Below are 26,138 nucleotides of genomic sequence, written 5' to 3' on the forward strand. Positions count from 1 at the left end.
AGCAGGACCGACGTGCTCTTGCCCGCCCCGCCGGCGACGGCCGAGTAGGCGGCGGCGAGGAGGCCCGGATCAGGTCCCTCGAGACGGCCCGGCTTGGCCAGCCCGTCGAGCACGACGAACCGCAGCACACCGGAACGGTTCTTCTTGTCCCCCGCCATCCCCTCGAGCAGGTCGGCGAAGGCATCGGGATCGTAGGTCGTCGGCAGGCCGACGAGTTCGAGCACCGACTTGTGACGGTCGGCGGTCGCGTCGTCGAGACGCCCGGCCAGGCGCGCAAGCTCGGCTGCGAACACCAGGCCCACCGACACCGCGGCGCCGTGACGCCAGCGGTAGCGCTCCCGGCGTTCGATCGCGTGGCCCAGGGTGTGGCCGTAGTTGAGGATCTCGCGCAGTGAGGACTCCTTGAGATCCGCTGACACGACGTCTGCCTTCACCTGCACCGACCGGCGGATCAGATCCGGGAGGACCGGGCTGGTGGGGTCGAGCGCGGCCTCCGGGTCGGCCTCGATGATGTCGAGGATGGTCGGATCCGCGATGAAACCGGTCTTGATGACCTCGGCGAGCCCGGCGACGATCTCGTTGCGCGGCACGGTCTCGAGGGTGCCGATGTCGATCAGGACCGCGTCGGGTTCGTGGAACGAGCCGACGAGGTTCTTGCCCGCCTCGGTGTTGATGCCGGTCTTGCCGCCCACCGCGGCGTCGACCATCGCCAGCAGCGTGGTCGGGACGTGGATGACGCCGATGCCGCGCATCCAGGTGGCCGCGACGAATCCGGAGACGTCGGTCGCGGCACCGCCGCCGAGGCTGATGACCTTGTCGTTGCGCTTGAGACCGATCCGGCCGAAGACCTCCCAGCAGAAGGCGGCGACCGAGAGGTCCTTGCCCGCCTCGGCGTCCGGGATCTCGATGCGGTGGGCGTCGAAGCCCTTGTCCGCCAGGAACTCCCGGATCTGCTCGGCGGTCTTGTTCAGCGGCGGCTGATACAGGATCGCGATGCGGTCGGCGCCGGCGGCGGCCTCGGCGACCTCGCCGAGCAGCCCGCGGCCGATCGTGACGTCATAGGGCGCACCCGCGTTGACGCGGATCGCAACGGGTTCGATGTCGGTCATTCTGGTGTCCTCACGTCGAGTTCGCGGGCGAGTTCGGCGACGATGGCGTCGGCGACGGCGTCCGGGGCGGCGTCGGCGTCGACCTCGAAGGTGCACACCGACGAGTAGATGTCGGTGCGCTCGGCGAGCAGTTCCGCGTAGCGGGCGGCCGGGTCCTCGGTGGCGAGCAGCGGGCGGTCGGTGCCGGACACCCGCTCATAGCCGCGTTCGGGGCTGACGCGCAGGTAGACCACCCGCTGGTCGGCCAATGCGTCGCGGACACCCGCCGTGGTGACCGCGCCCCCGCCGAGCGAGACCACCCCGCCGTGATTGTCGAGGACGTCGCAGACGACGTTCTCCTCGATCGTGCGGAAGCCGTCGACCCCGTCGGATTCGAAGATCTCCGGGATGGAGCGCCCCGTACGCCGGACCAGTTCGATGTCGGTGTCGACGAAGTCGACCCCGAGCCGGTCGGCGAGCAGTCGCCCGACGGTCGACTTGCCGGCGCCCATGAAGCCGATCAGCACGGCGCTGGGTCGGCGCCCTGTGGTCGCCCGTGTGGGGGTCGGCACCTGGGTCATGGGCGCGGCGGGCGCGCGTGGACGGCAGTCAGGTAGGCGCCGAGGTTGGTGGCGGTCTCGGCGACCGAATCGCCGCCGAACTTGTCCAGTGCCGCCTGGGCGACGACGAGCGCCACCATGGCCTCGGCGACCACACCGGCCGCGGGCACGGCGCACACGTCGGAGCGCTGGTGGATCGCGCTGGCGGTCTCCCCCGTCTCCATGTCGACCGTCGACAGGGCGCGCGGCACCGTCGAGATCGGCTTCATCGCGATGCGGACGCGCAGATCCTCGCCGTTGGTCATGCCGCCTTCGAGGCCGCCTGCACGGTTGGTGGAGCGCAGCACGCCGTCGGGTCCGGGGACCATCTCGTCGTGGGCCTCGCTGCCGCGGCGGCGGGCGGTGGTGAAGCCGTCGCCGACCTCGACGCCCTTGATGGCCTGGATGCCCATGAGTGCAGCGGCCAGACGTGCGTCGAGGCGGGTCTCACCGCTGACATGCGAGCCGAGGCCGACGGGCACACCGGTGGCGACGATCTCCACGACGCCGCCGAGGGTGTCGCCGTCCTTCTTGGCGGCTTCGATCTCGTCGATCATCGACCTCTCGGCGGCGGCGTCGAAAGCGCGGACCGGGCTGGCGTCGATGGCCTCGAGGTCGCTGTAGCGGGGCGGCGGGCCGACGTAGGGATCACTGGCGCCGATCGAGATGACGTGCGAGACGACCTCGATGCCGAAGACCTGACGCAGGAAGTTGCGGGCGACGGTGCCGGCGGCGACGCGTGCCGCGGTCTCGCGGGCGCTGGCGCGTTCGAGGACCGGACGGGCGTCGTCGAAGCCGTACTTGAGCATGCCCGAGTAGTCGGCGTGGCCGGGACGCGGACGGGTCAGCGGCGCGTTGCGGGCGCTGCCCTCGAGTTCGGCGGGATCGACCGGGTCGGCAGCCATGACGGTCTCCCATTTGGGCCATTCGGTGTTGCCGATCTCGATGGCGACCGGGCCGCCCATCGTGCGTCCGTGGCGCACGCCACCGATCACGGTGACCTTGTCGGCCTCGAACTTCATCCGCGCGCCGCGACCGTAGCCGAGGCGACGGCGGGCGAGCTGTTCGGCGATGTCCGACGAGGTGACCTCGACCCCGGCGACCATGCCCTCGACGAGGGCGACCAAGGCGGGTCCGTGGGATTCTCCGGCAGTTATCCAGCGCAGCACAGTGATCAATTGTTCCATGTGCCCCACAACTCCCCGACAGCGGTCGTGGGGCGGGCGTCGTCAGGCCAGATCGGACACGGCGATCAGCGCACCGACGAGCGCCGGGGCGTGCGCATGTCCCCGTCGCGGTGCCCGTCGCCCGACGTCCATCAGGGCGATCACCAGCGACACGAGGGAGGCGCACGCCACCATGATCATCGCGGTGTCCCAACGCAGCGCGAGACCGCCGCAGGCGAAGGCGAGCTTCACGTCACCGCCGCCGCACCACCCGGCCGTGAACGTCAGCAGGTACGGCGTCGCGGCAGCCGCTGCGGCGAGCCCCACGGCGGGCTGGGCGACGGCGACGACAGCCACCGCGCAGAATCCTGGCCAGACCATCGCATTGGGGATGCGCCGGGTGCGTGCGTCGGTGACCGCGATCGCGAGCAACCAGAACAGGATCGCGGGTTCGACCATGTGCCGAGCCTCGCGCGTATCGCCGACAGCGTCGTCGACGGTCTCCACAGCCTCAGGCGTTGGGGATGAGCACCTTCGTCATCGCTTCGCGGGGTGCCGGCAGTCCGGTGAACAGCTCGACCTGACGGAAGGCCTGGTTCAGCAACATGACCAGTCCCCCGACGACCACGCCACCGGCCGCCTCGACGGTGGCGGCGAGCGGCGTCGGCCAGGGGTCGTAGATCACGTCGACGACCTTGCGTGCGTGGGCGATTGCGGGCGCAAGCGTCTCGGCCGCCGGTGCGGGCACCGTCGACACCACGACAGACGCTGCCCGGCAACGATTTTCGAGCGATGTCCCGGCGTCGAAGGGGACGACCTCACCGGCGATGCCGAGGCGCTCGCACAGCTCCAGGACCGACGCGGCCCGGCCGGCGTCGCGCGCGACAACCGAGATCGTCGAGACGCCCACCTCGGCGAGCGCCATGACGGTCGGCAGCGCCGTGCCGCCGGCACCGACCACGACCGCGTCGGGCGCGGCCCCCGCGGCCAGGTCTGCGTCGACGCCCAGTTCGGCCAGCGCGCCGGTCATGCCGTCGATGTCGGTGCAGTCGGCCCGCCACCCGCCGTCGATGCGGACGAGGGTGTTCGCCGATCCGACCAGTTCCGCCCGTTCGGTCCGCTCGGTCGCGAAGTCCAGGGCGGCCAGCTTGTTCGGCATGGTCACCGAGAACCCGACGAACTCCGGTGCCGCGTCGGAGACGATCTCGGGCAACCGGTCGGCCGTGCACTCGATCCGGTCGTAGGTCCAGTCGTCGAGACCCAGCGCCCGGTAGGCGGCCAGGTGGACGGCGGGCGACTTGGAGTGTGCGATCGGCGAACCGAGCACCGCCGCCCGGCGACGGTCACCGTAGGGCGAACGGGTCACTGGCATCCCGTCGACACGAGCTTGTTCTTGCAGGCGACGTTGCGGTTGCGCTTGTGCTCCTCGAAGGTGTCGGCGAACAGCGTGGTACCCGCGGTGTCGACGGTGACGAAGTACAGCCACGAACCCGGTGCCGGGTCGAGCATCGCCTCGAGTGCGGGGACACCCACTGCCGCGATCGGGGTCGGCGGAAGACCCTTGTAGCGGTACGTGTTCCACTCGTTGTCGGCCTTGTATGCCTCACCGTGCACGTCGATGTTGGTGACGGCGGCGGTGTAGTTCTGCGTCGAGTCCATCTCGAGCCGCTGATCCTCGTCGAGCCGGTTGCGGATGACTCGGGCGACCTTTGGGGCATCCTCGACGTGGCGCACCTCGCGTTCGACGATCGACGCCGCGATCAGCGTCTCGTAGGGCGAGAGTCCGGATTTGTTCTCGTCCACCAGACCCCACTGGTCGAACATCGCCGCGCTCTTGGTGATCATCTCGTTGAGAATCTGCACCGCACTGTGATCGGGTTCGACGCGTTCCCAGGTGGTGGGCGCGATCAGGCCCTCGATGCGGCGATGGTCGCCGGTCATCGACGCGACGTTCTCCTTCGCCCAATCCGGCACCCCGAGCGCCTCGGGGGTCGAGGTGGCGGCCGCCTCTTCGAGCTGCGCCACCGTGACACCCTCGGGCTGACCGTTGATCTCGGTCGTCGTGGCGTCCTCGATCAACTGGAAGATGCCCGGCGTGACCTTGTCGTCGATACCGGTCTTGGAATCGAGTTGCAGACCCGGCGGGATCACCACGCGTCCGACGCGGTGCTGGGCACTGTCGTCGGTGAGCATCTCCACGGCGGTCGACGCCGGGATCTGGGTCCGCATCTTGTAGAGGCCGCCGGACATGGGCTGGCCGTCCGCGGCGTCGAGGAAAGCACGCATGCTGCCGACGACATCGGCGTCGAGAAGGATCCGGCCGAAGTCGGACAGGGTCGAGTTCTCCGGGATGTCGACGATCACGTCGCTGGCACCGGCGGTGTTGGTGTAGTCCTTGCGCGACTCCAGGACTCCCATGGAACGCAGACCGTAGTAGCCGACGCCGCCGACGAGGGCGAGCATGAACACGATGGCGAGTGCCAGCACCACGCGACGCTTCTTCTGGTTCTCCCGGTTGCGTCGGCGCGGGCGTCGTGGCGCCGCGGCCGGCTCCGCGTCGTCGGCACCCGGCCACCAGTCGTCCTCGTCGCGCGCACGCGGTCCACGCGGCGTCGTCGCCACGGGCTCGGGGTGTGCGGGCTCGCCGTACGCAGGCTCGTCGTAGGTGGGCTCGTCGTACGCGGGCTGGGCGTCGACGTCGCTGAACTCGTGGTCGTCGTACCGGGGTTCGACGTATTCCGGTTCGGGCCGGCGCGGGGGGGCCGGCGGCGGAGGTGCCTGCTGTGCACGCGGCGGCTGCGGGGGTTGACCACCCGGCGGAATCCGGACGGGCTGCGCACGTCCCGGAATCCCACCCGGCCGGCCACTCTGGGCCGGGGGCGTGGGCTCGCCGGGCTGCGCGGGCGGGGCTGCACGCCGGCGACGATGCCGGGTGTGTGACGCACCCTCGCCGGGCTGCGTGAAGTACCGCAGACGCTCCGGATCCATACCCTCGGCACCGCTTTGGTGCGCGTCGGCACGGCGTCCCTGGCTGTCCCGGTGTCGCGTGCGACGCCGTTCTTCGGTCACCGCCGGCTCCCCTCCCGACTCTGTCGAGGGATCATCGGACTCACCGTCGCGCATCCAGCCATCCCTGAAGGATAGCGACCGCCGCGGCTTGGTCGATGACTCCTCGTGATGACTTCACCGTCCGGCCGCTCGCGTGCAGCGCCTGCTGCGCGGTCACGGTGGTGAATCGTTCGTCCTGCCAATGCACCTCGGCCGGCGCGATCCGCTCGGCGAGTCGATCACCGAAGGCGCGTGCGGTCTCCGCCGCGACCCCGGTGGTGTTCTTCAGCGTCTTCGGCAGCCCGATGACGACGCCGATCGCCCCGTATTCGGCGACCAGTTCCACGATCCGATCGAGATCGGTTGTGGCAGAGGGTGTTCGACGGACAGTCTCCACCGGTGTGGCGAGAATCCCGTCGGGGTCGCAGACCGCGACACCGATCCGGACGCTCCCGACGTCGATACCGAGGCGGCGGCCTCGTTGCAGGCGCGGATCCTGGTCGATGGGCATCAGCCGACGAACTCGCGGATACGCGACAGGGCGGCGTCGATCCCGCCGGGTTCGGTTCCCGAGCCCTGGGCGAGGTCGGGCTTGCCACCACCGCGGCCACCGACGAGCGGCGCCACCTCCTTGACCAGATCACCGGCCTTGATCCCGGCGTCGCGGGCCGCGGCGGTCGTGGCGATCACGAACGGCACCTTGGCATCCGGTCCGTCGCCGCTCGGCGAGAACAGGGCTATCACGGCCTGGCGGTCGGCGACCCGGCCCCGCAGATCGGTGACGACCGAACGCAGTCCGTTGGCGTCGAGTCCTGGGACACGCCCCTCGACCACGAGCGTGGAACCCACGGTGGTCGCGGTGTCGAGGAGACCCGACACGGCCGCCTGCGCCTGCTCGGCACGCACCCGGGCGAGTTCCTTCTCGGCATCGCGCAGCTTGGTGACGAGCTGCTCGACGCGGCCGGGCACTTCCTCGGACGGCACCTTCAGCGAAGACGCCAGACCGGCGAGCAGAGCACGCTCCTTGGACAGGAAGCGGAACGAATCCATACCGACGTAGGCCTCGACGCGACGCACACCGGAACCGACGGAGGACTCGCCGATGAGGGTGATCGGACCGATCTGCGACGACGACACGACATGCGTGCCACCGCACAGTTCCATCGAGAACGGGCCACCGATCTCGACGACACGTACGACGTCGCCGTAGTTCTCACCGAAGAGTGCCATCGCACCCATCGCCTTGGCCTCGTCGAGTCCGGTCTCGAAGGTGTTGACCTGATAGTTGGCTTCGACCGCGGCGTTGGAGATCTCCTCGATCTCCCGACGCTGCGACTCGGTCACCGGGCCGCTGGCGTTGAAGTCGAAGCGCAGGTAACCCGGGCGGTTGAGCGAACCCGCCTGTGTCGCACCGGGTCCGAGGACCTCGCGCAGCGCGGCGTGCACCATGTGGGTGCCCGAATGGCCCTGCGTGGCGCCGTGACGCCAGGCGGTGTCGACGGCGGCGAGCACCTCGTCGCCCTCCTCGATCTCGCCCTCGTCCACGCGGACCTTGTGCAGCCACACCGACTTCCCGACCTTCTGCACATCGGTGACGGACAGGCGCACACCGGAACCGGTGGTGATGGTGCCGACGTCGGCCATCTGGCCGCCCGACTCGGCGTAGAGCGGCGTGCGGTTGAGCACCACGGTGAGTTCCTGCCCGGCCGTCGCCACGGGCACCCGGGCGCCGTCGGCGACGAGACCGAGAACGCGTGCCTCGGAGACGAGTTCGTCGAAGCCGGTGAACTCGGTGGGTCCGCGGTCGAGGAAGTCGCGGTACACGCTCAGGTCGGCGTGCCCGGTCTTGCGGGCGGTCGCGTCGGCCTTGGCGCGCTGCTTCTGCTCGGCCATCAGGGCGGTGAAGCCCTCCTGGTCGACCTCCAGCCCGGCCTCGGCCGCCATCTCGAGCGTGAGGTCGATCGGGAAGCCGTAGGTGTCGTGCAGGGTGAACGCGTCGGCCCCGGTGATGGTGGTGCTCGCGGACTTCTTGGTGGCGGTCGCGGCGTCGGCGAAGAGCTTGGAGCCCGCGGCGAGGGTCTTGGCGAAGGAGGTCTCCTCGCCCACCGCGACCTTCACGATGTCGGCACGCCTGGTCTCGAGCTCCGGGTACGACGGGGCCATCAGGTCGATGACCTTGCCGATGATCGTGCCCATGGTCGCCTGGTTGTCCCCCGCTCCCAACAGCCGCATCGACCGCACGACGCGGCGCAGGAGGCGACGCAGCACGTAACCGCGACCGTCGTTGCCGGGCAGCACGCCGTCGCCGATCAGCATCGCCGAGGTGCGGGCGTGGTCGGCGATCACGCGGAAGCGCACGTCGTCGGCATGCGAACCGGCGCCGTAGGCGCGGCCGGTGAGCTCGGCGGCCAGGTCGATGATCGGCTTGAGCAGGTCGGTCTCGTAGACGTTGTCGACGCCCTGCAGGATGCAGGCGACGCGCTCGACACCCATGCCGGTGTCGATGTTCTTCTTCGGCAGGGGCCCGAGGATCTCGTAGTTGTCCTTGCCGCCGCCCGGACCGCGGACGTTCTGCATGAACACGAGATTCCAGATCTCGATGTAGCGGTCCTCGTCGGCCTCCGGGCCGCCCTCGACGCCGTAGTCGGGGCCGCGGTCGTAGAAGATCTCCGAGCACGGACCGCAGGGGCCGGGGACGCCCATCGACCAGTAGTTGTCCTTCAGGCCGCGACGCTGGATGCGCTCGGCGGGCACGCCGATCTCGTCGCGCCAGATGGCCTCGGCCTCGTCGTCGTCGAGATAGACGGTGGGCCACAGCTTCTGCGGGTCGATGCCGTAGCCGCCGTCGGAGACGCTGTTGGTCAGCAGGGTCCAGGCGAAGTTGATGGCCTCGCGCTTGAAGTAGTCGCCGAAGGAGAAGTTGCCCGCCATCTGGAAGAAGGTGTTGTGGCGGGTGGTGATGCCGACCTCGTCGATGTCGAGGGTGCGGACACACTTCTGGACGCTGGTCGCGCGGTCGTACGGCGGGGTCTGCTCGCCCAGGAAGTACGGCTTGAACGGAACCATGCCGGCGTTGACGAACAGCAGGTTGGGGTCGTCGAGCAGCAGCGAGGCACTGGGCACCTCGGTGTGGCCGGCCTTGATGAAGTGGTCCAGAAAACGCTTCCGGATGTCATGCGTCTGCACTGTTGGTCTCGTCCTCGCCGTTGGTTGTCGCGACATCCCAGAGTACCGTCGGCGCGTCGCGGAACCGGTCCCGGGCGTCATACCCCGGCACATCCGACGTGATCAGCGGGATCGGCGACGTGTGACGGCACCCCGGACGATGGATCTCAGGCGTGCCACGCGCGGCCCGATCTCACGTTCGAGCCCGTGATCGGTGGGCTCGTAGTAGTCGACGCCGACGAGTTCGTCGGGCGGGTACTGCTGGGGCACCACGCCGTCGGGATGGTCGTGCGGGTACCGGTAGGCGACAGCGTTGCCTAGTTTCTTGGCACCGGCGTAATGGCTGTCGCGCAGGTGGGCGGGCACCGCCCGGGCCTTGCCCGCCTCGACGTCGGCGAGTGCGGCGCCGATCGCCGAGACCACGCCGGCCGACTTCGGTGCGGTCGCCAGGTGGATGGTCGCCTGGGTCAGGGCCAGTTTGGCCTCCGGCATGCCGACGAGGTTGACCACCTGGGCGGCGGCGACCGCGGTCTGCAGCGCGGTGGGATCGGCCATGCCGATGTCCTCGCTCGCGTGGATCATCAGGCGCCGGGCGATGAAGCGCGGGTCCTCCCCCGCCGCGATCATGCGCGCCAGGTAGTGCACGGCGGCGTCGACGTCGGAGCCGCGGATCGATTTGATGAACGCGCTGGTCACATCGTAGTGCTGGTCGCCGTCGCGGTCGTAGCGCACCGCCGCGCGGTCGATCGCGGTCTCGACGTCGGCGAGGTCGACGTGGGTGGCCGAGTCGGCGCTGGCCTCGAGCGCGGTGAGGGCCCGCCGGGCATCGCCGCCGGCGACCGCGACCAGGTGGTCGTAGGCGGCCTCGGTCACCTCGACCTGCCCGTCGAGGCCCCGCGGGTCGGCGACGGCCCGGGTGAGGACCTCACGGATGTCGTCGTCGGTCAGCGACCGCAACTGCAACACGAGGGACCGTGACAGCAGGGGTGCGACGACGGAGAACGACGGGTTCTCGGTGGTCGCCGCCACGAGCAGCACGATCCGGTTCTCGACCGCGTCGAGCAGAGCGTCCTGCTGGGTCTTGGAGAAGCGGTGGACCTCGTCGATGAACAGGACGGTCTGCTGACCGTCGATGAGCCGGCGCCGGGCGACGTCGATGACGGCGCGCACCTCTTTGACTCCCGCCGACAGGGCGGACAACGCCTCGAACCGGCCGCCGGTGGCGCGGGCGATCAGCGACGCCATCGTCGTCTTGCCGGTGCCGGGCGGGCCGTAGAGCAGCACCGACGCCGCGCCCACGCCGCTGATCAGGCGACGCAGCGGCGAGCCGTCGCCGAGCAGGTGCTGTTGGCCGACGATCTCGTCGAGGGTCTGCGGACGCATGCGGACCGCGAGCGGTGCCGTCGGTTTCGGTGCCGCGGTCAAGCCGTCTGCACCGGGCGTCGGCCCACCGGCTCCGGCCCGGGGATCCACGGGCGGGTCGAACAATCCGTCCACGAGCCGATCAGGCCATCCAGATGCGCTGCAACGCGAGACCCGTTGCAGTCGCGAAGTCGGCGATCGCGTCCTCACCGGCGCGACCGGCGGCGGCCGCGAGGTCGGTCCAGCGGGACACGAGTACACGCGGATCGTTCGTGTGCAGTGCCCAGTCGTGGGTGAATCCGCCGGTGCTCTCGGTCGGGGTGCCAGCGGCGGAGCCCTGCAGTTCGGGGTCGAACGGGGTCATCTCGAGGCTCGCGTCGGAATCCGCACCGACCGCGTTCTCCGTGGCGATGAGGTCGGTGTCGGCGGGCAGCATCCACGCGGTCGACAGCCACACCCACAGCAGCCGGGCGACGAGCACCTTGCGCTGCATCTCGCGTTCGTGCGCGAGGGCCGGCCAGATCGGGTTCACCTCCGACCGCCAGGCGTCGACCATCGACACCTCGAGGTCGGTGGCACGTGCCGCGGCGCGCGCGGGCAGCTGGGCGGTCATGGTCACCACGGCGTACGCGATGTCGAGGGTGGCGTCGCGGAAACCGCCCCACTCGTAGTCCATGAACTGCACGCCGTCGTCGTTGATCATGATGTTCTCGGGGCCCACGTCCGACGGACTGAATGCGCGGTGCTCACCATCGTCGAACAGGGCGGCCGCGGTCTCGAGGGCCTCGATGACGCGGTCCGGCACCTGCACGCCGAGCGCGGCGGCGTGTCCGGCCAGTGCCTCGACGGAGCGTCGGGCCTCGTCCCGGAGGATGTCACGTCCCTCGGTGCCCGACCTGCCGCGGCGGACCAGGGCGTCGAAGTCGATCTCGCCGCCGACGGTGGCGGCGTGCATGCGGCCCAGGGCCTGGCCCCAGGCACTCACCGCGCGGGAGGTCTCCACCGGGTCGACGCCGTCGAGGTACTCCAGCATCGAGCGGCCGTGCCCGAGGTCGGAGAGCACCATCAGGCGCAGGTCGGGGTCAGAGGCGATGAGCTGCGGACCCGGCCGCGACTCGTTCGGGAGCGCGGTGGCGTACTTGTACGAGGCGATCTCCCGGTGGAACGCCTGCGGGTCCTCGTGCTCGGGCAGCGCCTTGATCACCAGCGAACGGTCCAGGCTGAGGGGGTTCTGCGCCACCCTCACCCGAACCACCGTCGTACGGCCGCTACCACCGAGGTCCTCCGGGTCGTCGAGGACTACGGAGGAACCGGCGCGGTGTGACAGCAGCGCCTCTGCCGCCCGCACCACGCTGGTGATGCGGCTTTCAGTAATGACCGTCATGTCGTATCCCAAGGTACCCGTTGCAACTGTGTTGCAACACCGGTGTTCATCCTTCTGTACGACCTCGGGATTGGTGAATGACGATTCAGACGCGCCGATTCCGGTGCCTCCCAGGGGTTTAGCGGACCGGCTCACAATTCGTGCCGGGTTGCGCCCTCGGTGGACACAACCGGAGGGGTCGCGCCGGCCGGGTCGGGTGATTCGTCCTCGACCGGACTGACGTCGACCGAGACGTCGATGTGGCTCTTGGTCGAGTCGGTGTAGATGACCCCGCGCAGCGGCGGGACGTCGTCGTAGTCGCGGCCCCAGGCGAGGGTGACGTGGCGTTCGTCGACCAGTTTGTCGTTGGTCGGGTCGAACGGCAGCCAGCGGCCGTCGGGCATCCACACCGCCGCCCACGCATGGCTCGCGTCGGCGCCGAAGATCTTCTCCTTGCCCGGTGGCGGATCGGTCGCCAGATACCCGGACTCGTAGCGGGCGGCGAGTCCGACCGAGCGCAGACACGCGATCGCGACCCGGGCGAAGTCCTGGCAGACACCCTCGCGCCGCTGCATCACCGTGTCGACCCTCGTCGAGATCGCCGTCGATCCCGAGCGGTAGGTGAAGTCGTCGAAGATCCGGGTGGTGAGGTCGGTGACGGCCTCGATCAGCGGTCGTCCCGGGGTGAACACCCGGGACGCATAGTCGCGTACCGACGCGGTGATCTCCGGCGGATCGAGATCGATGACGAACTCGGCGGCGAGCGCGGCCTCGCGACTACCGGCCACCGCCGGGCGCGCCGACTCCCAGGGTGCGCGCGCCGCGGGACCGATGATCATGCCCTGGTCGACGCCGTCGACCTCGACGACCGAGCGCGCGGTCACCGTCAGTTCCCGATGGGAAGTGCGGACGTGGAAGTAGCTGTCGTTGTTGCCGTAGACGTCGATGCCCGTCGACCGGTCGTCGGGCTCTGGTTCGATGTCGACGGTGGCCGAGAGCACCCGCTGTCCCGGCAGGTCGCGCGGGGTCAGGTAGCAACGGCCGTACGACGAGGACACGTCGTCGTTGTAGGTGTACCGGGTCCGGTGCATGACCCGGTAGACGCGGGTGCTCACATCTCACCCCCGCCCCAGATCGGCTGCGCCTGGCGCGGCACGGCGAAGCGGGTCCTGCTGAGCAGGTCGGACAGTTCACGGGAACCGGTTCGCAGTGTGGTCATCAGGTCGGCGAGGTCGGTCCGCCGACCCTGCGAGTCGACGCCGGCGAGGTCGGCCGGACCGCTCCGGCGCAGTTCGGCGATCATGTCCTGCACCCCTCGCTCGGCCCCGGCCGAGCGCAGCGGTTCGGGGACCGAGGTCAGGTCGTGGTTCATCTTCTCGAGCTGGAAGATCATCGAACGCGGGTTGGTCGGGTCGAACAGCAGCAGCTCGGCGACACTCGAGAAGCGGTACAGACCGCGGTTGCGGCGCCGGTAGATCACCGAGGACTCGTTGGCGGCGAGGTACGACTCAAGCAGCGCCTGTTCGGTGTCGGTGTCGTGGGCCTGCGTGAACATCGCCCGGGTGAGGTCGGCGAGGGTGATCGCGCGCTCGATGCGTCGACCGAGGTCCATGAACATCCAGCCCGGGTCGTGGACCATCGACTCCTCCTGGAGTCCGGTCAGGGCGAGAACACCGTGCAGGATCTCCTCGTGCGCCCGCGCGAGGTCCGGACCGAGGTCGAGGGCGGCGTCGCCCAGACCCTCGGTGCCCGCGTCGGCGGAATCCGCCCGCGACCGGGAGACCAGACGCGCGGTACTCGCGACGACCCGCTCGACGGGCGCCAGGACCATCCACGTGCTGGTCGACATCTGGTCGCGAACGGCGCGCGCGGCGCCGACGAGGCGGTCGACCGAGTAGGCGACCGAACCCGGGATCGACCGGGCCACGGTCAGGTCGGCGATCTTCTCGATGGCCTCGTTGACCTGTTCCGGCGAGGGCTGCCGGTCGGTGCCCGACAGCACCAGATCCGCGGTGTCGAGGTAGCCGTCGGTCCCCGTGATCGTCGTGACCACATGGAGCAGCAGGGGCACCGCCGGGGTACCCGACATCCACGGCCGGTACTGGAAGTCCTGATAGCGCTGGCGGGAGACCTTCGCGAGGCGGGTGACCTGCTCGGTGCGTTCGGCGTAGCGGCCGAGCCAGAACAGGTCGGCGAGCACACGCGGACTCGCGGCGGCCGCGACCTCGGAGTACTCGAGCGAGACGGGACGCCCCGCCTCCGGGATGACCTCACCGGCCGGTTCGACGCGGGTTTCCGAACGACGCGACACATGTCCGCCGACCTCGGTACTGGTGACCCAGACGTCCTTGGCCGACACGACGTGGTGGGCGGCCCCTTCGACGCCGTCGGCCAGGACGGCGCCGAGGCCGCCGGGCATCACGGCGTAGGTGGGACCCTGGGCGACGCTGAACGCGCGAATCGACACGGGTGCGGCGCGCAGCGCGGTGGTGTGGCGTCCGGGTCGTGTCCCGGTGGTGACGGTCGGCGCCACCGAGTAGGCGTCGAGTTCGTGTCCGACCCATTGCCAGGTCTGCGCGTCGATCCGCGCGACGACCTCGGCCCGGGTCCGCGCGTCGAGCAGCGGGCCGACGAACTCCTCGCCGGTCCGGGTGTTGGTGAGCACAAGCGATCCGACGCGGCTCTGGATCTTGCTGCGCTCCAGGTCATCTCCGGCCCAGTAGGTGCTGACCGAGCCGAGCGCGAGCTCCTCGTCGAGCAGGACGGGTGCGAGTCGTTCGAGCACCGTGTGCAGGGCGGGGTTCTCGAGAACACCGGAACCGAGCGTGTTCAGCACCGTGACGTTGCCGCGCGAGATCGCCTCGACGAGACCGGCGACGCCGAGCCGGGAGTCGGTCCGCAGATCGAGCGGGTCGGCATAGGCGGCGTCGACCCGGCGCAGCAGGACGTCGACCCGCTTGTACCTGCCGAGAGAGCGCATGTAGACCGCGCCGTCGCGCACGGTGAGGTCCGCACCCTCGACCAGCGGGTAGCCGAGCGCCGACGCGAGATACGCCTGGTCGAAGGCGGTCTCGGACATGCTGCCAGGGCTGAGCACGGCGACCGTCGGATCGTCGACACCGGGTGGGGCGTACTCGGCGAGCGCGAGGCGCATCGTCCCGGCGAAACCGGTCACCGGGCGCGGCGCGCACGCCTGGAAGAGCTGCGGGAGGGCCTTGGTCAGCAGGCGCCGGCCGACGATCGAGAAACCGATGCCCGACGGGGCCTGGGTGCGGTCGCGGTAGACCACGAACCGACCGTCGGCGGACCGCGAGATGTCGACCGCGTGCAGGAACAGGGCATGGGGTCCGGCGACCTCGAGGCGCGCCGCCTTGCGGATGTAACCGGGGTGCCCGAAGACCATCTCCGGCGCCACGAGACCGGAGGTGATGGTCTTCTGATCGCGGTAGAGATCGCGCAGCAGCAGATCGAGCAGCATCGAGCGCTGCGTGATCGCCTTCTCCAGCTCGGCCCACTCGACGCCGTCGACGAGGAGCGGCACCGCATCGATGTCCCAGTCGCGGGTGTGGGTGGTCTGACCGTCGAACTCGTTGTAGACCACGCCGTCGTCCCGGACGGCCGCGGCGAGCCGGTCCGCGGACTCGCGCAGGCGGCTGTCACCGCGCCGCTGATACAGCCGCACAAGGTCTTCCCACGCGGGACGGACCATGCCGGCGGAGTCGAGGAGCTCGTCGTAGTGGGCCCCGGAAACGAGGTCGGGATCGCCGGTTCCGGCGACGTCGAAGAGCGTGTAACCCTCGTCACGGTAACGGTCGAAAACCGTGGATGCATCGAACACCGCGGAAGCGTTGCCCGGTGGAGAGGTCACCGGAGAACTGTACGTGCCCGCCGTAGATCGAGGATCCCGGGGACCCCGAAGTCGATGGCCTGCCGGGCCTGTCGTTCCCGGAGCAATCCGACGTCGACGGTGCCGGTGGTGTGACCCGACGCCTCGAAGCGCCCGTTGCGACGCGATTCGGCCTCGACGGCGTTCACCGGCGGGCGGTCGTAGGCGCGACCACCCGGGTGGACGACGTGGTAGGTCGCACCGCCCACCGACCGGCCGTTGACGGTGTCGACGAGGTCGAAGGTCAGCGGGGTGTCGATGCTGATCGACGGGTGCAGAGCGCTCGGGGGCTGCCAGGCCCGGAACCGGATGCCGGCGACCCGTTCGCCGGTGCGGCCGGTGGACCGAAGCGGGATGGGGAAACCGTTGCAGGTCAACAGGTACCGGTCGTCCTCGCCGCCGAGGACACGCACCTGGACCCGCTCGACGGAGGAATCGACGTACCGGGCGGTGCCGGTTCCGGTCGACTCCTCCCCCAGCGTGTTCCAGGGTTCGATGGCACCGCGGAGTTCCACTTCCTGATCACGGATCTGCACGGTTCCCAGACGCGGGAAACGGAACTCGGTGAACGGGTCGAGCCAGGCGGTCTCGAACGGGTAGCCCGCCTCACGGAGCTCCTCGGCGACGAGCGCGATGTCCTCGATGACGTAGTGCGGCAACAGATGTTTGCCGTGCAGGTCGCCGCCGTGGCGGATGAGCCGGGCGCGGTAGGGCTTCTCCCAGAACCACGACACCAGACTGCGTACGAGCAGCGACTGGACCATCGCCATCCGGTGATGCGGCGGCATCTCGAAGGCGCGCAGTTCCAGCAGGCCGAGACGGCCGCGGACCGAGTCAGGACTGTACAGCTTGTCGATGCAGAACTCGGCGCGGTGGGTGTTGCCGGTGATGTCGGTGAGCAGATGCCGCAGCGCACGGTCGGTGACCCACGGATTGGGTGCGTTCGTATCGGGCTCGTCGGCGCTGTGGGCGCCCTTGGGGCCGGTCCCACGCGGGTCCGCGACCGTGGCGGCGAGCCGGTCGATCTCGGCGAGGGCGATCTCGAGTTCGTAGAGCGCCGATTCCCGGCCCTCGTCGACGCGCGGCGCCTGCGAGGTGGTGCCGATGAAGCGGCCGGAGAACAGATACGACAGCGACGGGTGTCGCTGCCAGTAGGTCAGCATCGACGCCAGCAGGTCGGGGCGGCGCAGCATCGGCGAGTCGGCCGGCGTCGTCCCGCCGAGCGTGATGTGGTTACCGCCGCCGGTGCCGCCGTGACTGCCGTCGAGGTCGAAGCTCTCGGTGCCGAGCCGGACCTGGCGGGCGTGGTCGTAGAGGGACTCGAGCAGTTCGGACTGTTCGGCGAAGCTCGCCGTCGGCTGGATGTTGACCTCGATGACGCCGGGGTCGGGGGTCACCGACAGTGACGTGAGACGCGGATCCGACGGCGGCCCATAGCCTTCGATGACAACCGGGGTCGACGTCGCCGCGGCGGCGCCCTCGACGAGTTCGATGAGGGCGAGGAACTCCTCGCCGGTCGAGGTGGGCGGCATGAACACATAGGTCACGCCGTCGCGGACCTCGGCGACCACCGCCGTGCGCGGCAGGAACTCGGACGGGTCCACCGCGCGTACGGAGTGGCCGAGTGCTTCTGCCGGGTCGGCCGGAAGTGCTTCGCGTCGCGCCGTCGGGTCGGCCTCGAACATGGTCGGCGCCGGCCCCCACGACAACGAGTTCAGCGGCAGACGGAGACCCGCCGGCGAGGTGCCCGGGGTGAGGACGATGCGGCCGCGTCGCAGGGACCACACCGCGCTCTGCCAGGCGGTCCGGTCCTCCGACCGGTTCAGCGGCAGGACGTAGGCGCTGGGGTCGTCGACCGCGGCGTCGAGCCGGGCCAGCAGTGAACGGCGTCGCGCCACCGAGTCCTTCTCGGGCGCCAGCTCCTCCTCGTCGCCGTCCTGCAGGGTCTCCAGGTCGACGTCGAACTCCGACTGGGCGAACTTCCGGGCCGTGGGCAGGGTCGGGTCGTCGCCCGGGTCTCCGGGCGGCATGGCGGCCAGCTCGCGCATGCGCACCAGCGGGTCCTCGTAGGCCGGCATCACCTGGTCGGTGGGCAGGCCGAGGTCGGTCGCGAAGGCGGTCAGCAGCTTCTGTGCGGGCTCGGCGTCGACGGTCTTGTCCGGGTGGGCACCGTAGGTCTCGGTCTCGATCGCCGACGCGCATTGTTCCGGCGTCGACCACGGGTCGGCGAGCAGGTCCGGATCACGCCAGACCGGCTCGCCGTCGGCACGCCACATGATCTCGATCTGCCAGCGCGGCAACGGTTCTCCGGGATACCACTTGCCCTGGCTCCGCTGGATGAGGCCCTGCGGCGCGTAGGCCGCCTTGAGACGCTCGGCGAGCCGGGACGCCAGAAGCCGTTTGTGCGGGCCGTCGGCGGCGGTGTTCCACTCGGGCGCGGTCTGGTTGTCGATGGAGACGAAGGTCGGCTCGCCACCCATCGTGAGACGCACGTCGTTGCGCTCCATGCGTTCGTCGACGAGCGCACCCAGGTCGACGACGCGATCCCACTGCTCGGGCGTGTACGGCAGGGTGACGCGCGGATCCTCGTGGAAGCGCGTGACGGTGTTGGAGAAATCGAGCGTGGCGTGGCAGGGGCCGGTCGCGCCGGTGATCGGTGCGGCGCCCACCGGATGCGGTGTCGCCGCGAGCGGGATGTGTCCCTCCCCCGCGAACAGGCCGGAGGTCGGGTCCAATCCGACCCAGCCGGCACCGGGCAGGTACACCTCGGTCCACGCGTGGAGGTCGGTGAAGTCGGCGTCGGGACCCGACGGGCCGTCGAGCGACTTGATGTCGGAGGTCAGCTGCACGAGATAGCCGGACACGAACCGCGCCGCGAGACCGAGTTCGCGCAGCAGGGCCACGAGCAGCCAGGCGGAGTCACGACAGGAACCGATCGCACTCGACAGCGTGAACTCGGGTGTCTGCACACCCGCCTCGAGACGCACGGTGTAGCCGACCGCCTCGCGTACCGCGCTGTTCAGCGCCACCAGGAAGTCGATGACGCGTGTCCTGCCGACCGGCTTGTGCTTCGCGGCGAACGCGGCGACCTCCGGATGCACCGGCGCACCGGCGAATTCGCCCTCGCCGACACCGACCGGGCGCAGGAAGATCTCCAGGTCGCGGCGCAGCTCCTCCGGGTACTCGAACCCGTAGTGCTCGGCCCGGTCCTCGATGAAGAAGTCGAAGGGGTTGATCGCGGTCAGGTCGGCCACGAGGCTGACGGTGATGCTCAGCGTGGTCGAGGGTTCCGGGAACACCAGCCGCGCGAGGTAGTTGCTGAACGCGTCCTGCTGCCAGTTGAGGAAGTGCTCCCCCGGCTCGACCTTCAGCGAGTACGCCTCGATCGGCGTCCGCGAATGTGGTGCCGGGCGCAGCCGGACCACGTGCGGGTAGATCTTCGTCGGGCGATCGAAGGAGTAGCTCGTCCGGTGCTCGAGGGCCACCTTGATCGTCACCGGCGTACCTCCGGAGTGCACGCGCTCGCAGACATGGGAGTGATCACACCACAGATGCCCAGCGGCCGCCCGTCGGCGATCGCGCACAGACGACAGCGGTGGCCGAACTCACGCTCGGCCACCGCTTTTCGTTCTCTGGGGATCTACTTGTCGGCTGCTGCCTTCTGCTCGGCCGCCTTCTCGGGGGCGCCATCGGCCCGCTCGGCTCCGCCGCGCGGTGCCGGCTTGGCGTCGATGCCCGACTCCTTGCGCTGCTGCGGGGTGATCGCCGCGGGTGCATCGGTCAGCGGGTCGACGCCGCCGCCGGACTTCGGGAAGGCGATGACCTCGCGGATGGAGGACTCACCGGCGAGCAGCGCGGTGATGCGATCCCAGCCGAAGGCGATGCCGCCGTGCGGCGGGGCGCCGTAGGCGAAGGCGTCGAGGAGGAAGCCGAACTTCTCCTGCGCCTCATCGTGCCCGATGCCCATGATCTCGAAGACGCGTTCCTGGACGTCACGCTGATGGATACGGATCGAGCCGCCGCCGATCTCGTTGCCGTTGCAGACGATGTCGTAGGCGTAGGCCAGTGCCTCGCCCGGATCGGTGTCGAGCTTCTCCATCGACTCCGGCTTGGGCGAGGTGAACGCGTGGTGCACCGCGGTCCAGGCCGAATGTCCGAGTGCGACGTCACCGGACGCGGTGGCGTCGGCGGTCGGTTCGAACATCGGTGCGTCGACGACCCACACGAACGCCCAGTCATCCTGCTTGATGAGACCGAGCTTCGAGGCGATCTCGCCGCGCGCCGCACCGAGCAGGGCGCGGGTCGGCTTGACCTCGCCGGCTCCGAAGAAGACGCAGTCGCCCGGCTTCGCGCCGACATGGGCGGCCAGACCGGCGCGCTCCTCCTCCGACAGGTTCTTGGCGACCGGGCCGGACAGCGTGCCGTCCTCGGCGATGAGCACGTACGCGAGACCCCGGGCGCCGCGCTGCTTGGCCCATTCCTGCCAGGCGTCGAGCTGACGACGCGGCTGCGACGCCCCGCCCGGCATGACGACGGCACCGACGTACGGGGCCTGGAAGACGCGGAACGGGGTGTTCGCGAAATACTCGGCGCACTCGACGAGTTCGATGTCGAATCGCAGATCCGGCTTGTCCGAGCCGTAGCGACGCATCGCGTCGGCATAGGTCATGCGCGGGATCGGGGTCGAGATGTCGACGCCGATCAGCTTCCACAGCGCCACCAGGATCTCCTCGGCGACCGCGATGACGTCGTCCTGGTCGACGAAGCTCATCTCGATGTCGAGCTGGGTGAACTCGGGCTGGCGGTCGGCGCGGAAATCCTCGTCGCGGTAGCAACGCGCGATCTGGTAGTAGCGCTCCATGCCTGCGACCATCAGCAGCTGCTTGAACAGCTGCGGGCTCTGCGGCAGGGCGTAGAAGGTGCCGGGCTGCAGGCGCGCGGGCACCAGGAAGTCACGGGCGCCCTCGGGCGTCGAGCGGGTCAGCGTCGGGGTCTCGATCTCCACGAAGTCGTGGGCGGCGAGGACACCGCGGGCGGCGGCGTTGGCCTTCGACCGCAGGCGCAGGGCGGCGCTCGGACCCTCGCGGCGGAGGTCGAGGTAGCGGTGACGCAGCCGCGCCTCTTCGCCGGGCGACTCGTCGAGCTGGAACGGCAGCGGCGCCGACTCGTTGAGCACCTCGAGTTCGACGGCGTTGATCTCGATCTCGCCGGAGCTCAGGTTGGGGTTCTCGCTGCCCTCGGGACGGACCTCGACCACGCCGGTGACGGCGACGCAGTACTCGGCGCGCAGGCGGTGGGCGGCCGCGGCGACCGACTCCTCGCGGAAGACCACCTGAACCAGGCCGGTGGAGTCGCGCAGGTCGATGAACACCACACCGCCGTGGTCGCGTCGGCGCGCGACCCAACCGGCGACGGTGACGGTCTGCGACGCGTCGGCCCGGCGCAGCGAACCTGCGGAATGCGTGCGGAGCACTGAGAGTCCTTCCCAACGTCGTGCAGCCGGCCCGGTCTCGCGGGCGGCGACGGAGGCGTTGTTTGTGTCGGCTTGTTCGTGACCCGGTGGAAACGCAGGCCAGGTACCCATCGTGCCGCATCGGCGTCGGTGTCCTGAACCCGGCCACCCGGAGATGCCCGGTCCGCGCACCGCGGCGTGCCAGAATGACCGCGTGACATTCCAAGGCAGCGGATCGATCGACACCGGCAACGTCTCCGGCGGCGGCGGTGGCGGTGTCGGGCGGATCGCGCTCGGCGGTGGTGCGGGTCTCATCATCACGATCGTGGCGCTGCTGTTCGGCGTGAACCCCGGTGAACTCCTCGGCAGCCAGGCCCCTCAGCAGGGCACCTCGTCGGGTGCCGCCGAGATCCAGCAGCAGCTCGACTCCTGCACCTGGGAGATGGCGAACGAGAACACCATCTGCCGGATCAAGGCGACCACCGTCAGCCTCGACGAGGTGTGGTCGGAGCTCATGCCCGGCTACCAGCCGCCGAAGACGGTCATCTTCGCCGACTCGGTCGACACCGGGTGCGGCGCGGCCAGTGCGGCGACCGGGCCGTTCTACTGCCCCGCGGACAGCACCGCGTACTTCGATCCGTCCTTCTTCACCCAGCTGCGCCGCATGGGTGGCAGCGACGGGCCGCTCGCCCAGGAGTACGTGGTGGCCCACGAGTACGGACACCACATCCAGAACCTGACCGGCGCCCTGGCCAAGGGGCAGCGGATGGGCTCGCAGGGACCGCGGTCGGGTTCGGTGCGCGTGGAGCTGCAGGCCGACTGCCTCGCCGGTGTCTGGGCGTACCACGCCGACAACGGCCCCGACGCGTTGCTCGCCCCGATCTCCGAGCAGCAGATCTCCTCGGTCATCCAGACCGCCAAGGCAATCGGCGACGACACCATCCAGGGCCCGGGTTCCAACCCGGAGGGTTGGACGCACGGATCGGCCACGCAACGCGCGAAGTGGTTCGGCATCGGGTACCGGTCCGGTGACCCCAACCGGTGCGACACCTTCGCGACCAACGATCTCTGACGCGACCTCGAGATGACCCCCACCGCCGCGACCCCCACGAGCCCGCGCGAACGCACCGAGGTGGATGCGATCGCCGAGGCGCACCTGGATCGACTGTGTGAGCTCGATCCCCTGCTCGGTACCGAGATCGGTCACGGCGACCACGACGATGCCCTGACCGACTTCTCCGCGCAGGCATGTGCCGAGCGGGCCGCGGTCGCCGCCGACACCCTGACGGCACTTGCGAAAGCACCCGTCGTCGACGCCGTCGACCGGGTGACGGTCGCGACGATGTCTGCGTCACTGCGTCGTGAACTCGCCCTCGCCGACGCCGGTGAGCACATCGGCGAGTGCAACGTCATCGCCTCGCCGCTGCAGGCGATGCGGGACATCTTCGATCTGATGCCCACCGACACCCGGACCGACCGCGAGGTGTTCCTCGCCCGCCTCACCGCGATCCCGGGTGCGCTGAACCGCGCCGTCGACGGGCTGGCGCACCGCCTGCGGCACGGCCCCCCGGTTGCGCGCCGACAGGTGGCGGCCGTGGTGCGACAAGCCGATTCGGCCACCGACGCCATTACCGACAACACCGCGTCCATCGCCGCCGACCCGGCGCTCGCCGGCACGCTCGGCACCGCCCTCGACGCGGCCCGCACCGCGTTCGGCACGTTCGCCAACTATCTCGAGACCGAGGTCCTGCCGGCCTCCGTCGACGACGACGCGGTGGGCCGGGATCGCTACCTGCTCCACCTGCCGGCGTACCTCGGTGCCGACGCCGACCCCGAGGACGCCTACGCCTGGGCGCTGACCCGCCTCGAGCAGATCGTCGCCGAACAGCACGAGATCGCCGAGTCACTTCTCCCCGGCCGCGCCGTCGACGAGGCACTCGCCTGGCTGGATCGCCAGCCGCAGTACCAGATCCACGACCGCCACGAGTTCGTCGACTGGATGCAGGAGACCTCCGACGCTGCCGTCACCGGACTCGCCGGCCGGCATTTCGACGTCCCCGCCCGCCTGTCCCGGCTCGAATGCCGCCTCGCGCCGTCGTCGACCGGGATCATCTACTACACCCAGCCGACCGCCGACCTGTCCCGGCCGGGCCGCATGTGGTGGGCGGTCCCCGACGATCAGACCGTCTTCCACACCTGGCAGGAGAAGACGACCGTCTACCACGAGGGCGTCCCCGGCCATCACCTCCAACTCGGTTCGGCCATCGTCGATCCCGACCTGAACACCTGGCGCAAGCTGGCGTCGTTCACCTCCGGGCACGGTGAGGGCTGGGCGCTCTACGCCGAGCGGCTGATGGACGAACTGGGTTGGCTCGAGGACCCGGGCGACCGCATGGGCATGCTCGACTCACAGCGGCTACGCGCGGCACGCGTGGTCGTCGACATCGGCGTGCACTGCCGTCTGCCCGCACCGGAGTCCCTGGGCGGCGGGATCTGGGATGCCGACAAGGCGTGGGAGTTCCTGACCGCCTCGGTGGCCATGGACCACTCGGTGCTGCGTTTCGAACTCGACCGATACCTCGGCTGGCCCGGCCAGGCACCGTCCTATGCACTGGGACAACGAGTCTGGGAACAGACCCGGCACGCCGCCCTCAGCGCCCACCCGGAGTGGACGCTCAAGGACTTCCACACCCGCGCACTGGCCTTGGGCGGGGTGTCACTTGACGTCCTGGCCGAGGAGATGACCGGCCCCGACAACGACGTCTGAAAAGCGCGTCGCGCGGACGTCAGCCAAGCAGCCGGGTGACCTCGACGACGACGTCATCGAGTGAGATACGGTGCTGCTCACCGTTGCTCAGGTCCTTGACCTCGACCTGGCGTTCGGCCAGCTCGTTCTCGCCGAGCACCAGCGCCAGCCGCGCACCGGACCGGTCGGCGGCCTTCATCGCGCCCTTGAGTCCGCGGTCGCCGTAGGCGAGGTCGACGCTGAGCCCGGCCGCGCGCAATGCGCCTGCGACACCGACCAGTTCGGCCTTGGCGTCCGCACCGAGCGGGACACCGAAGACCTGACAGCGCGCCGCCTGCGTGCCCGCGACTCCCTCGGCCTCGAGGGCCAGCATCGTGCGGTCGACGCCGATGCCGAAGCCGATACCCGAGAGGTCCTGTTTGGCGCCGAGCTGGCGCATGAGGCCGTCGTACCGGCCGCCGCCACCGATGCCCGACTGTGCACCGAGGCCGTCGTGGACGAACTCGAAGGTGGTCTTGGTGTAGTAGTCCAGGCCGCGCACGAGTCGCGGGTTGATCTCGTAGGCCACGCCGAGCCGGTCCAGGTTGGCCAGCACGAGGTCGAAGTGGGCCTTCGCCTCATCGGACAGGTAGTCGATCAGCAGCGGCGCGTTCGCGGTCGCCTCCTTGATCTCCGGGCGCTTGTCGTCGAGCACGCGCAGCGGGTTGATCTCGGCACGCTTTCGGGTCGCCTCGTCGAGGTCGAGCTTGAAGAGGAAATCCTGCAACGCCTCCCGGTAGCGAGGGCGGCTCGCGTCGTCGCCGAGCGAGGTGATCTCGAGGCGGTAGCCGGACAGTCCGAGACGCTTGTACCCCTCGTCGGCGACGGCCACGACCTCGGCGTCGAGTGCCGGGTCGTCGACGCCGATGGCCTCGACGCCGACCTGCTGCAGCTGGCGGTAGCGACCGGTCTGCGGCTTCTCATAGCGGAAGAACGGACCCGCGTAACAGACCTTGACCGGCAGCTGTCCACGGTCGAGGCCGTGCTGGATGACCGCGCGCACCACACCCGCGGTGCCCTCGGGGCGCAGCGTCACCGACCGGTCACCGCGGTCGTTGAAGGTGTACATCTCCTTGCTGACGACGTCGGTCGATTCGCCGACGCCGCGGGCGAACAGCGCGGTGTCCTCGAAGATCGGCAGCTCGATGTGCCCGTATCCCGCACGACGCGCCGCGTCGGTGAGCGTGTCCCGCACCTTCCGGAAATCCGCCGAGTTCGGCGGGAAGTAGTCCGGGATGCCCCGGGGTGCCTGAAATGCTCCGCTCACAGTCCGTGTCGTCCCTTCGGTCGATCAGTCGCGATGGTGGTGTCGGTTCCCGGAGCCCGCAGGCCGGCCAGGAAGGGGTTGGTGGCACGTTCCTGCGCGATGGTGGTCTGCGGCCCGTGGCCGGGGAGAACCAGGGTGTCGTCCGGCAGCGGCAGCAGCTTCGCCGCGATGGAGTCGAGCAGCTGCTGATGGCTGCCGCCGGGCAGGTCGGTGCGGCCGATGGAGCCGGCGAAGAGGACGTCGCCGGCGAAGCGGACCGGCACCCTCGTCGGGGTGTCGGACGGGGACTCCCCCGGCACGGTCACCTCGATGCCCAGCAGGACCGATCCCTGGGTGTGGCCGGGTGCGAGGTCCACCGAGAAGTGGATGCCGGCGAGCTCGACCGGTTCTCCGTCGGAGAACTCGATGACCTTCTCCGGCTCGCGGAACTTCTCGTCGCCGATCATCGCGCCCAGCGCGCGTCCGATGCCCAGGCCGGGATCGGTGAGCATCGGCCGGTCGACGGCATGGATGTAGGCGGGGATGGAGTACTCGTCGCACAGCTGCGTGGCGTTCCAGGTGTGGTCCAGGTGGCCATGGGTGAGCAGGACGGCGACCGGGGTGAGATCGTTCTCGGCGAGCAGTTCACGCACGCGGGGCGCGGCGTCCTGGCCGGGGTCGATGATCACCGCATCCGACCCGGGTTCGGCCGCCAGGACGTAGCAGTTCGTCTGGAACATGCCGGCGGGGAATCCGGTGATCAGCATGGCACTCCTCGAGGGTCGCGGGTCCCTCCATTGTGTCCTAGCTGCCCACGGCGACCGACAGCCGGTTCTCCACGCACCGATTCCCCGGCGTCGACACCCCACTCCAACACCCGCTGAACGCTGTTCTCAGGTACAACTGGCAGACTTGCCTCTCGAGTAAGTGACATCCGCGCAGATTGTCGGCACGACTATGCCGAGATTCAGGAGGATC

At 69.7% G+C, this 26,138-nt stretch carries 18 protein-coding genes; 2 read left to right on the forward strand and 16 right to left on the reverse strand.

All coding sequences use genetic code 11. From position 1 onward, the window contains the following. The 14 genes from aroB to aspS form a co-directional block, all read right to left on the reverse strand. Positions 1 to 1,109 (reverse strand): 3-dehydroquinate synthase (gene aroB / locus GOALK_RS01220; RefSeq protein ID WP_006356955.1); only part of this gene is annotated, 1,109 nt, incomplete at its 3' end. Continuing rightward, positions 1,106 to 1,669, reverse strand: coding sequence for a shikimate kinase (locus tag GOALK_RS01225; RefSeq protein ID WP_006356956.1), 564 nt, complete (start codon positions 1,667 to 1,669; stop codon positions 1,106 to 1,108). The genes aroB and GOALK_RS01225, both read right to left, overlap by 4 nt. Continuing rightward, positions 1,666 to 2,874, reverse strand: a complete 1,209-nt coding sequence (gene aroC / locus GOALK_RS01230) for a chorismate synthase (protein WP_006356957.1) — start codon at positions 2,872 to 2,874, stop codon at positions 1,666 to 1,668. The genes GOALK_RS01225 and aroC overlap by 4 nt, the downstream gene beginning before the upstream one ends. Before the next feature lie 42 nt (positions 2,875 to 2,916). Beyond that, positions 2,917 to 3,312, reverse strand: a complete 396-nt coding sequence (locus GOALK_RS01235; protein ID WP_040003918.1) for an A24 family peptidase — start codon at positions 3,310 to 3,312, stop codon at positions 2,917 to 2,919. Positions 3,313 to 3,364: 52 nt separating this feature from the next. Beyond that, positions 3,365 to 4,219: a shikimate dehydrogenase gene (locus GOALK_RS01240; protein ID WP_006356959.1), complete on the reverse strand. Its 855-nt coding sequence runs from the start codon at positions 4,217 to 4,219 to the stop codon at positions 3,365 to 3,367. Continuing rightward, positions 4,216 to 5,976, reverse strand: a complete 1,761-nt coding sequence (gene mltG, locus GOALK_RS01245; RefSeq protein ID WP_006356960.1) for an endolytic transglycosylase MltG — start codon at positions 5,974 to 5,976, stop codon at positions 4,216 to 4,218. The genes GOALK_RS01240 and mltG overlap by 4 nt, the downstream gene beginning before the upstream one ends. Further along, positions 5,963 to 6,412 (reverse strand): Holliday junction resolvase RuvX, encoded by a 450-nt coding sequence (ruvX, locus tag GOALK_RS01250; protein ID WP_006356961.1) that lies wholly within the window; start codon positions 6,410 to 6,412, stop codon positions 5,963 to 5,965. The genes mltG and ruvX overlap by 14 nt, the downstream gene beginning before the upstream one ends. Then, on the reverse strand, positions 6,412 to 9,087 hold the full coding sequence (gene alaS / locus GOALK_RS01255; RefSeq protein WP_040003916.1) for an alanine--tRNA ligase: 2,676 nt from the start codon (positions 9,085 to 9,087) through the stop codon (positions 6,412 to 6,414). The genes ruvX and alaS overlap by 1 nt, the downstream gene beginning before the upstream one ends. Positions 9,088 to 9,189: 102 nt before the next feature. Continuing rightward, positions 9,190 to 10,563, reverse strand: a complete 1,374-nt coding sequence (locus GOALK_RS01260; RefSeq protein ID WP_006356963.1) for a replication-associated recombination protein A — start codon at positions 10,561 to 10,563, stop codon at positions 9,190 to 9,192. Between the two features lie 7 nt (positions 10,564 to 10,570). After that, a complete protein-coding gene (locus tag GOALK_RS01265; RefSeq protein ID WP_035751689.1) occupies positions 10,571 to 11,812 on the reverse strand; it encodes a hypothetical protein in 1,242 nt (413 codons plus the stop codon). A 131-nt stretch (positions 11,813 to 11,943) separates the two neighbouring features. After that, positions 11,944 to 12,906 (reverse strand): transglutaminase family protein, encoded by a 963-nt coding sequence (locus GOALK_RS01270; protein WP_006356965.1) that lies wholly within the window; start codon positions 12,904 to 12,906, stop codon positions 11,944 to 11,946. Continuing rightward, positions 12,903 to 15,659 carry a circularly permuted type 2 ATP-grasp protein gene (locus tag GOALK_RS01275; RefSeq protein ID WP_006356966.1) on the reverse strand — a complete coding sequence of 919 codons (2,757 nt, stop codon included), beginning with the start codon at positions 15,657 to 15,659 and terminating at the stop codon, positions 12,903 to 12,905. Before GOALK_RS01275 ends, GOALK_RS01270 begins: the two co-directional genes overlap by 4 nt. Then, positions 15,656 to 19,174 carry a transglutaminase family protein gene (locus tag GOALK_RS01280; RefSeq protein WP_006356967.1) on the reverse strand — a complete coding sequence of 1,173 codons (3,519 nt, stop codon included), beginning with the start codon at positions 19,172 to 19,174 and terminating at the stop codon, positions 15,656 to 15,658. The genes GOALK_RS01275 and GOALK_RS01280 overlap by 4 nt, the downstream gene beginning before the upstream one ends. 143 nt (positions 19,175 to 19,317) lie before the next feature. Beyond that, complete coding sequence (gene aspS / locus GOALK_RS01285; protein WP_006356968.1) at positions 19,318 to 21,150, reverse strand: aspartate--tRNA ligase; 1,833 nt, start codon at positions 21,148 to 21,150, stop codon at positions 19,318 to 19,320. A gap of 193 nt (positions 21,151 to 21,343) precedes the next feature. Here aspS and ypfJ point away from each other — a divergent pair, with 193 nt between their 5' ends. Beyond that, positions 21,344 to 22,201 carry a KPN_02809 family neutral zinc metallopeptidase gene (gene ypfJ / locus GOALK_RS01290; protein ID WP_040003919.1) on the forward strand — a complete coding sequence of 286 codons (858 nt, stop codon included), beginning with the start codon at positions 21,344 to 21,346 and terminating at the stop codon, positions 22,199 to 22,201. 12 nt (positions 22,202 to 22,213) lie between these two features. After that, the gene (locus tag GOALK_RS01295; RefSeq protein ID WP_006356970.1) at positions 22,214 to 23,896 is read left to right on the forward strand and encodes a DUF885 domain-containing protein; all 1,683 of its coding nucleotides are present in this window, start codon (positions 22,214 to 22,216) and stop codon (positions 23,894 to 23,896) included. Between the two features lie 19 nt (positions 23,897 to 23,915). On the opposite strand, the gene hisS is transcribed toward GOALK_RS01295, so the two are convergent. After that, a complete protein-coding gene (gene hisS / locus GOALK_RS01300) occupies positions 23,916 to 25,181 on the reverse strand; it encodes a histidine--tRNA ligase (RefSeq protein ID WP_006356971.1) in 1,266 nt (421 codons plus the stop codon). Then, positions 25,178 to 25,927, reverse strand: coding sequence for an MBL fold metallo-hydrolase (locus tag GOALK_RS01305; RefSeq protein WP_006356972.1), 750 nt, complete (start codon positions 25,925 to 25,927; stop codon positions 25,178 to 25,180). Before GOALK_RS01305 ends, hisS begins: the two co-directional genes overlap by 4 nt. Positions 25,928 to 26,138: the final 211 nt, after the last annotated feature.

It is taken from the genome of Gordonia alkanivorans NBRC 16433, assembly GCF_000225505.1.
GTDB classification, from domain to species: domain Bacteria; phylum Actinomycetota; class Actinomycetes; order Mycobacteriales; family Mycobacteriaceae; genus Gordonia; species Gordonia alkanivorans.